The following is a 9,414-nucleotide window of genomic DNA, read 5'->3' as shown; positions in this document are numbered from 1 at the left end:
TGGAATTGCTAGAGTAGTAAGCGGAAAGTGACAATAGCCCCCCTTACAGGGGGCATTCTCAAAAGCCACCTTCTAAGAAGGTGGTCTTTTACTTTTGCTTTCATCCCGAAAGTAGAGAAATACGAGGTGGATCTCAAAAAACGGATACTGAAATGCCGTTTTTTTGAAAATAAAAAGATGTTCGCTGCAAAAATGAAACGCTGTGCTGAATTTAGCAATTTTTTGTGAACAGCATCGTCGCAATAACGCCATCGAGTGACTACTCTTCAGAGTGTCTACTGTCTCAGATATACCCATAAAAACGTTTACCGTAATACCACGAACGCCTTGTTCGCGGTCGACCTTTTTTTCTAAAAATCAGACCCTCTGGAGACACGGAAATATGAACTCAGCAAAAACCTTACTGAAAGTATGTATTAGTTCCGCTCTGTTGTTTATCTCCCACGCCTCTTTAGCTCAGACCTTCCGCGCAGCTGACGTCCATCCTGCTGACTATCCTAATGTTGTTGCTGTTAAGCATATGGGAGAGAAGTTAAGCGCAGCGACAAACGGACGACTGGATATTAAAACGTTTCCTGGCGGCGTATTAGGTGACGAAAAACAGGTGATTGAACAAGCGCAGATTGGCGCAATTGATATTATTCGCGTATCGATGACGCCGGTGGCGGCGATACTCCCCGAGATTAATGTCTTTACGCTGCCCTATATTTTCCGCGATGAAGATCATATGCACAAAGTGCTCGATGGGATGATTGGCCAGGAAATTGGTGGTCGTTTGTCTGACAGCAGTAAATCCCGATTGATCTTTCTTGGCTGGATGGATGCCGGTACGCGTAATTTAATCACCAAAGCGCCGGTAAACAATGCTGAGGATCTAAAAGGAATGAAGATCCGTGTTCAGGGCAGTCCAATCGCACTCGATACGCTGAAGGCAATGGGGGCGAACTCCGTGGCTATGGGGGTGAGCGAAGTGTTTAGCGGTATGCAGACCGGGGTGATTGATGGTACGGAAAACAACCCACCGACTTTTGTTGCGCATAATTATCTTCCGGTTGTCAAAAATTACACCTGGAGCAAACACTTTATTATTCCGGAGCTGTTTTTATTCTCTAAACCGAAATGGGATAAATTGAAAAAAGAGGATCAGGAATTAATTCTTAAACTGGCGAAAGAGGCCCAGGTTGAGCAGCGGGCATTGTGGAAAACGTATAATGAAAAATCCCTGGAGGCGATGAAAGCCGGAGGTGTGAAATTTCACGATATCGATACCGCCGTCTTTTATAAAGCCACTCAACCGGTTCGCGATAAATATGGAAAAGAACACCAGGATTTAATTGCCCGGATTCAGCAAGTGCAATAACGTTTAACGGGCAGGGGCGGCCTTGCCCAAATAACGTGTTTCCGTATTGCTGTTTTCAATCTTCTCCGGGGAAACAATTATGGGTGAACGCTATTCGATATTGATGGATATTCTTTACCGGGTTTCAATGTGGGTTGCAGGGCTGGCGCTGTTAATTATGGTTGCCATTATTCCTGTGGGGATTTTTGCCCGCTATGTGATGAACAGTGCGTTGTCCTGGCCGGAACCAGTGGCCATTATCTGCATGGTGACGTTTACCTTCGTCGGTGCAGCCGTGAGTTACCGTGCGGGGTCGCATATCGCTGTCAGCATGGTAACGGATCGCCTGAGCGAACCTGCGCGCAAAGCCTGCTTCATTGTGGCGGATCTGATGTTGATGGCTATCAGCCTGTTTATTCTCTGGTATAGCAGCGCGTTGTGTGCGGAGTTGTGGGAACAGCCGGTGGCGGAATTCCCGCTGTTCACCGCAGGTGAGAGCTACCTGCCGCTTCCTGTCGGTTCGGCGATTACTCTCCTGTTTATTATCGAGAAGATGCTTTTTGGCGCGCAGTACCACCGCCAGGTGGTACTGCTGGGTTCGTCGAGCTGATCCGGTAAGGAAAGTTTATGGATGCATTTATTCTTGTCTTTACGTTAGCCATTATGCTGGCGGTGGGCGTTCCGGTGGCATACGCCGTTGGGATCAGCGCAGTACTGGGGGCGTGGTATATCGATATTCCTCTGGAAGCGGTGATGATCCAGCTAACCAATGGCGTCAACAAATTCTCACTGCTGGCGATCCCGTTCTTTATTCTGGCGGGGGCGATCATGGCCGAAGGCGGTATTGCCCGTCGGCTCGTGAATTTCGCTTATATCTTTGTCGGTTTTATTCGCGGCGGTCTGTCGCTGGTAAATATCGTGGCCTCAACATTTTTTGGTGCCATTTCCGGATCGTCGGTGGCGGATACCGCCTCAATTGGTTCGGTGATGATCCCGGAGATGGACAAAAAAGGCTACCCGCGGGATTTTGCCGCCGCGGTGACAGCCAGCGGATCGGTGCAGGCGATTTTAACGCCGCCCAGCCACAACTCAGTGATCTACTCACTGGCAACGGGCGGCACGGTCTCCATTGCGGCGCTCTTCATTGCCGGGATCCTGCCTGGATTACTGCTGAGCTTTACCCTGATGGTGATGTGCGTGGCCTTTGCGCATAAACGTGGTTACCCAAAAGGGGAACGCGTGCCGTTTCGCCAGGCGTTAAAGATATTTGCGGATACGCTCTGGGGTCTGATGACGGTGGTGATCATTATGGGCGGGATCCTCTCCGGGATCTTTACCGCCACAGAATCGGCGGCGATCGCCTGCTTATGGGCATTTTTCGTCACCATGTTTATCTACCGTGATTACAAATGGTCAGAACTGCCCAGGCTGATGTACCGCACTGTAAAGACGGTGACCATTGTGATGATCCTGATCGGGTTTGCCGCGGCGTTTGGTGCCGTAATGACCTATATGCAACTGCCGGGGCGGATCACGGAAGCCTTTACCAGCATCTCCGATAACAAGTATGTGATCCTGATGTGCATTAACATCATGCTGTTGCTGCTGGGTACATTGATGGATATGGCACCGCTGATCCTTATCCTCACGCCAGTACTGTTGCCAGTGACGAATGCGTTGGGCATTGATCCGGTGCATTTCGGCATGATCATGTTAGTTAACCTTGGGATCGGGCTGATTACGCCACCCGTTGGATCGGTACTGTTCGTGGCAAGCGCGGTGAGTAAACAGAAGATTGAGCAGGTGGTGAGAGCCATGCTGCCGTTCTATGCCGTTCTGTTTGTTGTGCTGATGTTGGTGACCTATATTCCGGCGATCTCACTCTTTCTGCCGACGCTGTTTGGTGTGATGTGAGGGAATAAAAAACCCGGCGCGGATGGCCGGGTTTTCGCTTATTCAACAAAGATATGGGGATAAAAACGCGACAGATCCTGGGTGATCAGCGCGCGGTCTTCACGGATGCCAATCCCGGCAGGCTGATCGTTAATAAGCCAGCTGCCAATCAGGGTATAGCTGTCGCCAAATTTCGGCAGCGGACAGAACTGCTGCACAATCATTCCCTCTTCGCCGTAGGGGCCTTCAACGGATTCCAGCGTTTTGCCATTCTCAATAATTGACACATTAGCGCCTTCGCGGGAGAAAATTGGCTTAACGACGTATTTTTCCATTTCCGGGTGCGGATCTTCAGCGAAATACGCGGGCAGCAGATTCGGATGATCCGGGAACATTGCCCATAACATCGGCAACAGCGCTTTGTTGGAAATAATGCTCTTCCATGCCGGTTCCAGCCAGCGTACACCCGCGTCTTCCAGCTTGGTGGAGAAGACTTCACGCAGCATAAATTCCCACGGATAGAGCTTGAAGAGATTGCCAATAACCTGATCCTGCAGATCGCTGAACTGGCCTTTTTCCCCGAGGCCAATATCCTCAATATAGAGAAAATCCGTTGCCAGCTCCGCTTCTGCTGCGCAATCCTGCAAATACTGCACTGTACCGCGATCTTCAACGGTATCGCGACAGCAGGTGAAATGCAGCAACTGGAAGCCGTGCTGCTCACGCAGCTCTGCAAAACGCGCAATCAGCTTTTCCTGCAGGCTGTTAAATTGATCGCTGCCTTCCGGTAACAACCCGGCATTGAGCTGATCTTCCAGCCAGATCCACTGAAAAAACGACGCTTCGTATAAAGATGTTGGCGTATCGGCGTTATTTTCCAGCAGCTTGGGTTCATTCACGCCATCCCAAGCCAAATCCAGGCGTGAATAGAGCGATGGCTGGCGCGTGGCCCATGACTGACGCACAAAACCCCAGGTGTGCTTCGGAATGCGGAACTTCGCCATCAGCGCATCGCTGGCAACGACCTTTTCCACCACTTTCAGGCACATCTGGTGCAGCTCTGCGGTCACGTCTTCGAGCTTCTCGACCTGGGCAAGCGTCAGCTTGTAATACGCCTCTTCACACCAGTAGGGTTCGCCATACATGGTATGAAAATTGAAACCGTATTCGGTGGCTTTTTCGCGCCAGTCCGGGCGCTCGGTAATGGTGACTCTTTCCATGACGATCAGCCACCCATTGAACGGGTTGGCGTGCCGCTAACGCGACGCTGCATGGTGTTCTGCTTCGCAACCGATTCGCCAAAACCGCCGCGCGTCACGGTGGTGGTGGTCGCCGGTTTAGGCGCCATTGCGGTTTTCGGCACGGTCATGGTACGGCCCGGCTGTGCTGCGCCGTAACCTTTACCGGATGCGTCGGTGTACTGACCGTAAGCCGGACTTGCCGGGTTGCGTGAACTGAACAACGGTTGCTGAGCAAACCCCGCGCCACCGCCCATCAGGCGGCCCATCATATAACCCGCCATCAGCGGCATCCAGAAGCTGCCGCTGGACTGCGCTTGTGCCTGGTTTTCTGGCGCGGTGCCGGCCTGTACCGGTGTTTTCTGGCATTGACCTTCACCAAATTCGGCGACGCAATCTTCGCGCGTGGCATATTTCGGCGCGGTGCGTTCTGCTTCTTTCAGGGCATTATTGTAGGCCGTGGTGCACTCGGCACTTTTACCCGGATTCGCCGACGAGCAATCATCGGCATTTTGGTACAGAGAAACCGTTTCGTCGCTTTTCTCACAGCCCGCCAGCATAAACACGGCGGTGACTGCCAGCGCAACCGGTGTCAGATGACGTGCGCCCCAGCTTTTGCGGAACGTCGCATGTTGAATGTTTTTTGTCCGTTTCATTTTTATCTTCCTGTGGACCCAAAGGCATAAACAGACGATCAGGATAGAGGATGAGGGGGGGAAGTGAAAGCAAGGAGGGGAGGCCTTTACGTTGCCTTACGTAAAAACGGGGGCTGTGTGCCCCCGTTGTGGAAAAGCGAAGAAAACAGCGATTAACGCTTAGCGCTGGTGCGCATGGCGGCAGGTTGTGCGTTACCGTTAAAGTTATCAACGGCGGCAGCCTGCTGCGCGTTTTCCGGCGCGACGCTTTCCGGTGAAGTGGAAATGGATTTACCCAAGGTGTTGTTGAGTGCAACCAGATCCTGTTCGTTCAACGAACCCAGCGCAGACTTAATATTAAGCTGGTTGATCAGGTAGTTATAACGCGCGCTGGAAAGCTGCTGTTTGGCGTTATACAGCGTGGTGGTCGCATTCAGCACATCCACAATGGTGCGTGTACCCACGGAGTAACCGGCTTCCATTGCATCCAGAGAACTCTGGGCGGACACCACCGCTTGTTTGTAAGCGTTGATGCTGCTAATGGAGGCATTCACGTTGTTGAACGAGGAACGCACGGTCTGCACAACGGAACGGTGTGTGCTTTCCAGTTGCTCACTGGAGCCCACAAAGTTGTATTGCGCCTGTTTCACCTGCGAGTTCACCTGACCACCCTGATACAGCGGCAGAGAGAAGCTCAGGCCGACTTTGTTCTGGCCAGCGTCATTATCGTTATACTGCGCGCTGTTATTGGTTTTTGAGCCACTGTAAGAGGTATTCGACACGCCGGTTGAGGCGGTTAAATCCAGCGTCGGCAGATGGCCATCTTGCGCCTGGCGGATCTGCTCACGAGCCAGATCCTGATTCAGACGCGCCTGCAACAGCGACAAGTTGCGGCTTTCCGCTTCTTTCAGCAAGGCGTTAACCGGTTGTGGTTTTTCCGTTTTGAAGTTATCGATGTTCAGCGATGCCAGTTCCGGGTATTCGTTGCCGGTCACCTGACGCAGCGATTCAATCGCATTATCGAGGTTATTACGGGCGGTCACTTCGTTAGCCAGTACGGTATCGTATTGCGAACGGGCGTTTTGCACGTCGGTGATTGCCACCAGGCCGACGTTAAAACGCTGGGTGGTTTGATCCAACTGACGGTAGATCGACTGTTTCTGCGCTTCAGTGTAGGAAAGCGTATCAATGGCGCTTAACACGTTAAAATAAGCGGTAGCCGTGTTCAGGATCAGCGTTTGTTGGTCAGTCTGCCAGGTGACATCCTGAATACCCGCTGCTTTTTCCTGTAAGGTCAGTGCGCGCCATTTCGACATATCAAAAATGGTTTGCGTTAACTGGAGAGAGGCGCTGGTGACGTTTGAGTTCACACCCTTGCTGTCACGATAGCCGTTGCTGTAAGTGTAATCTGCACCCAAACCGAGCTGCGGCAGTAATGGGCTGCGCGCTTGGTTGATCTTTTCAAAAGCCGCATCGCGATCGGCTGCGGATTTGCGGAGATCGGGGTTGCTTAAACGCGCCTGCTGGTAAACCTGCAGCAGGTTTTCTGCCTGGCTCATGGCGCTGAAACCGGTCAAACTCAGGCCGATAAGGAGGGGGAGCAATTTCTTCATTTGCATTCCTTGTTGTGAAGCAGTACTAGCGCTGGTCTAAATTGGAAAAATATTCGCCGATTCTACCAGAGATTAGTGGCGCTAAAGCTTGGCGTAACGTGCCATTGACGGAAATTTGCCCCAATCTATCACATAGCGCTTGAAACGTTCGCTAAACAGGCTTGAAATCCACAGTTTGATCATTATTTTTCATGAGATACCGCCAATGAGTCAGTCAACATCATCTGCAGTGACTTTCACAAAAAACGATGTAGAAATTATTGCACGGGAAACGCTCTACAGCGGTTTTTTTTCGCTTGAATTATACCGTTTTCGCCACCGTTTATTTAATGGCGGAATGAGCGGTGAAGTGCGCCGTGAAATTTTTGAACGCGGCCACGCCGCAGTCTTGCTACCCTTTGACCCAGTGCGCGACGAAGTGGTGCTGATTGAACAGATCCGCATTGCCGCAATCGACACCAGCGAAACCCCGTGGTTGCTGGAAATGATCGCCGGAATGATCGAAGAAGGCGAAACTGATGAAGACGTCGCGCGCCGCGAAGCGATAGAAGAAGCGGGCTTGCACGTTGGACGCGTGAAAAAAGTATTGAGTTATCTGGCAAGCCCTGGCGGCACCAGCGAGCGCTCATCTGTAATGGTTGGCGAAGTGGACGCCACGCAGGCCGCAGGGATCCATGGTCTGGTGGATGAAAACGAAGATATTCGTGTTCAGGTGGTGAGCCGGGAGCAGGCTTACCAGTGGGTAGAAGAGGGGAAAATTGACAACGCAGCGTCTGTCATCGCCTTGCAATGGCTGCAACTGCATCATGAGAGCTTAAAAAACGAGTGGAAAAAATGAAGCGTTACACACCTGACTTTCCTGAAATGATGCGCCTGTGCGAGACCAATTTCGCCCAGTTGCGCCGCCTGTTGCCGCGTAATGATGCAGCGGGCGAAGCGGTAAGCTATCAGGTGACCAACGCGCAATACCGGTTAACGATAGTCGAATCCACCCGCTACACTACGCTGGTGGAAATTGAACAGACGGTGCCTGCCGTGAGCTACTGGAGCCTGCCTTCAATGACGGTGCGCCTCTACCATGACGCCATGGTGGCTGAAGTGTGTTCGAGCCAGCAGATCTTTCGCTTTAAAGCACGTTATGATTATCCGAATAAAAAGTTGCATCAACGCGACGAAAAGCATCAAATTAATCAGTTTCTGGCCGACTGGCTACGTTACTGTTTAGCACATGGAGCAATGGCGATTCCGGTTTGTTAGCGTAGTGAAACCTAAGGACACCATTTGGAAAGCCTGTTAAACCTTTCTCTGGCTGGTGAGGCCAGGGTCAGGATATTACAAATTACCGACTCTCACCTGTTTGCCGAAAAGCATGAAACGCTGTTAGGGGTGAATACCTGGGAGAGCTACCAGGCGGTACTGGACGCGATTAAAGCTCAACAGCGCGGATGCGATCTTATTGTCGCCACCGGCGACCTGGCGCAGGATCATACCGCTGCGGCTTATCAGCACTTTGCTGAAGGCATCGCAAGCTTTAACGTGCCCTGCGTCTGGCTGCCGGGAAACCACGATTTTCAACCTGCGATGTACAGCGCGCTGCAAGAAGCGGGGATTTCCCCGGCGAAACGTGTTTTCGTTGGTGATAGCTGGCAAATCCTGCTGCTCGACAGCCAGGTGTTCGGCGTTCCGCACGGTGAGCTAAGTGAGTTCCAACTTGACTGGCTTGAGCAAAAGCTTGCCGCCAGTCCGGATCGGCACACCTTGCTGCTACTGCATCATCATCCGTTGCCGTCAGGGTGTAGCTGGCTCGATCAGCACAGCCTGCGCAATGCCGGTGAGCTTAACAACGTATTGCAGCGTTTCCCGAAAGTACGGCATCTGCTGTGCGGGCATATTCATCAGGAGCTGGATCTCGACTGGAATGGCCGCCGCCTGCTGGCGACGCCATCAACCTGCGTTCAGTTCAAGCCGCACTGCGCTAATTTCACGCTCGATACCATCGCGCCAGGTTGGCGCTGGCTGGACCTGCACGCCGACGGCACCCTGCACACGGAAGTTTGCCGCCTGCAAAGCACGAAATTCAGTCCGGACACGGCGTCGGAAGGATACTGATGTCTACGCTTCTCTATCTGCATGGCTTTAACAGCTCGCCGCGTTCTGCCAAGGCGACGCAGCTTTCGCAGTGGCTGGCGCAAAACCATCCCGAGATTGACATTATTGTGCCGCAATTGCCGCCTTATCCTGCCGCGGCGGCGGAACTGGTTGAATCACTGGTGATGGCGCAGGGCGGAAAACAGCTTGGTATAGTAGGTTCGTCGCTGGGCGGCTATTTTGCGACCTGGCTTTCGCAATGTTTTATGTTGCCCGCGGTCGTGGTTAATCCGGCGGTGCGGCCCTTTGAATTGCTGGCGGATTTCCTCGGTAATAACGAGAACCCCTACACGGGGCAACAATATGTGCTAGAGTCTCGCCATATTTACGAGCTCAAAGTGATGCAAGTTGACCCGCTCGAAGCGCCGGATCTTATCTGGTTGCTGCAACAAACCGGGGACGAAGTGCTGGATTACCGCCAGGCTGTGGCATATTACGACGCATGCCGCCAGACTGTGGAAGAGGGCGGAAACCATGCCTTTGTAGGCTTTGAGAATCATTTCACACAGATTATCGAGTTCCTTGGGCTGTGTTGAGCTCACCAGGAA

The 9,414-nt window shown here is 52.2% G+C and carries 10 protein-coding genes; 7 read left to right on the top strand and 3 right to left on the bottom strand.

What is annotated here, in order from left to right; translation table 11 throughout:
- Window positions 1-382: 382 nt before the first annotated feature.
- The 3 genes from GA0061071_RS20210 (at window position 383) to GA0061071_RS20200 (ending at window position 3,253) form a co-directional block, all read left to right on the top strand.
- Complete coding sequence (locus GA0061071_RS20210; protein WP_088238425.1) at window positions 383-1,360, top strand: TRAP transporter substrate-binding protein; 978 nt, start codon at window positions 383-385, stop codon at window positions 1,358-1,360.
- Between the two features lie 79 nt (window positions 1,361-1,439).
- Entirely contained in the window at window positions 1,440-1,949 is a 510-nt protein-coding gene (locus tag GA0061071_RS20205; protein ID WP_088238424.1) for a TRAP transporter small permease, read from the top strand.
- Window positions 1,950-1,966: 17 nt separating this feature from the next.
- Window positions 1,967-3,253, top strand: a complete 1,287-nt coding sequence (locus GA0061071_RS20200; RefSeq protein ID WP_061493103.1) for a TRAP transporter large permease — start codon at window positions 1,967-1,969, stop codon at window positions 3,251-3,253.
- Between the two features lie 38 nt (window positions 3,254-3,291).
- On the opposite strand, the gene GA0061071_RS20195 is transcribed toward GA0061071_RS20200, so the two are convergent.
- The 3 genes from GA0061071_RS20195 to tolC all read right to left on the bottom strand — a co-directional run bounded on the left by GA0061071_RS20195 (window position 3,292) and on the right by tolC (window position 6,718).
- Entirely contained in the window at window positions 3,292-4,452 is a 1,161-nt protein-coding gene (locus GA0061071_RS20195) for a glutathionylspermidine synthase family protein (protein ID WP_088238423.1), read from the bottom strand.
- Window positions 4,453-4,457: 5 nt separating this feature from the next.
- Window positions 4,458-5,126, bottom strand: coding sequence for a DUF1190 family protein (locus GA0061071_RS20190; RefSeq protein WP_061493105.1), 669 nt, complete (start codon window positions 5,124-5,126; stop codon window positions 4,458-4,460).
- Window positions 5,127-5,278: 152 nt separating this feature from the next.
- Window positions 5,279-6,718: an outer membrane channel protein TolC gene (gene tolC / locus GA0061071_RS20180; protein ID WP_088238422.1), complete on the bottom strand. Its 1,440-nt coding sequence runs from the start codon at window positions 6,716-6,718 to the stop codon at window positions 5,279-5,281.
- A gap of 205 nt (window positions 6,719-6,923) precedes the next feature.
- Here tolC and nudF point away from each other — a divergent pair, with 205 nt between their 5' ends.
- From nudF to yqiA, 4 genes are read left to right on the top strand one after another with little or no spacing between them, the layout of a single operon-like run.
- The gene (nudF, locus tag GA0061071_RS20175) at window positions 6,924-7,556 is read left to right on the top strand and encodes an ADP-ribose diphosphatase (protein ID WP_061493107.1); all 633 of its coding nucleotides are present in this window, start codon (window positions 6,924-6,926) and stop codon (window positions 7,554-7,556) included.
- Window positions 7,553-7,975: a DUF1249 family protein gene (locus GA0061071_RS20170; RefSeq protein WP_061493108.1), complete on the top strand. Its 423-nt coding sequence runs from the start codon at window positions 7,553-7,555 to the stop codon at window positions 7,973-7,975. Before nudF ends, GA0061071_RS20170 begins: the two co-directional genes overlap by 4 nt.
- Window positions 7,976-7,999: 24 nt before the next feature.
- Window positions 8,000-8,827, top strand: coding sequence for a 3',5'-cyclic-AMP phosphodiesterase (cpdA, locus tag GA0061071_RS20165; RefSeq protein ID WP_061493109.1), 828 nt, complete (start codon window positions 8,000-8,002; stop codon window positions 8,825-8,827).
- Window positions 8,827-9,402 carry an esterase YqiA gene (gene yqiA, locus GA0061071_RS20160; RefSeq protein ID WP_061493110.1) on the top strand — a complete coding sequence of 192 codons (576 nt, stop codon included), beginning with the start codon at window positions 8,827-8,829 and terminating at the stop codon, window positions 9,400-9,402. Before cpdA ends, yqiA begins: the two co-directional genes overlap by 1 nt.
- Window positions 9,403-9,414 lie beyond the last annotated feature (12 nt).

Origin of the sequence: Kosakonia oryzendophytica (assembly GCF_900094925.1) — a bacterium.
GTDB lineage: Bacteria > Pseudomonadota > Gammaproteobacteria > Enterobacterales > Enterobacteriaceae > Kosakonia > Kosakonia oryzendophytica.
The sequence above is the reverse complement of the archived record's forward strand: the minus strand, read 5'-3'. Positions and strand labels throughout refer to the sequence as shown.

What these genes read in the sequence shown, in the direction of transcription:
- yqiA (WP_061493110.1), top strand. Translation starts at nt 8,827, where the DNA reads ATGTCTACGCTTCTCTATCTGCATGGCTTTAACAGCTCGCCGCGTTCT.
- GA0061071_RS20190 (WP_061493105.1), bottom strand. Translation starts at nt 5,126, where the DNA reads ATGAAACGGACAAAAAACATTCAACATGCGACGTTCCGCAAAAGCTGG.
- GA0061071_RS20200 (WP_061493103.1), top strand. Translation starts at nt 1,967, where the DNA reads ATGGATGCATTTATTCTTGTCTTTACGTTAGCCATTATGCTGGCGGTG.
- nudF (WP_061493107.1), top strand. Translation starts at nt 6,924, where the DNA reads ATGAGTCAGTCAACATCATCTGCAGTGACTTTCACAAAAAACGATGTA.
- tolC (WP_088238422.1), bottom strand. Translation starts at nt 6,718, where the DNA reads ATGAAGAAATTGCTCCCCCTCCTTATCGGCCTGAGTTTGACCGGTTTC.
- GA0061071_RS20170 (WP_061493108.1), top strand. Translation starts at nt 7,553, where the DNA reads ATGAAGCGTTACACACCTGACTTTCCTGAAATGATGCGCCTGTGCGAG.
- GA0061071_RS20195 (WP_088238423.1), bottom strand. Translation starts at nt 4,452, where the DNA reads ATGGAAAGAGTCACCATTACCGAGCGCCCGGACTGGCGCGAAAAAGCC.
- GA0061071_RS20205 (WP_088238424.1), top strand. Translation starts at nt 1,440, where the DNA reads ATGGGTGAACGCTATTCGATATTGATGGATATTCTTTACCGGGTTTCA.
- GA0061071_RS20210 (WP_088238425.1), top strand. Translation starts at nt 383, where the DNA reads ATGAACTCAGCAAAAACCTTACTGAAAGTATGTATTAGTTCCGCTCTG.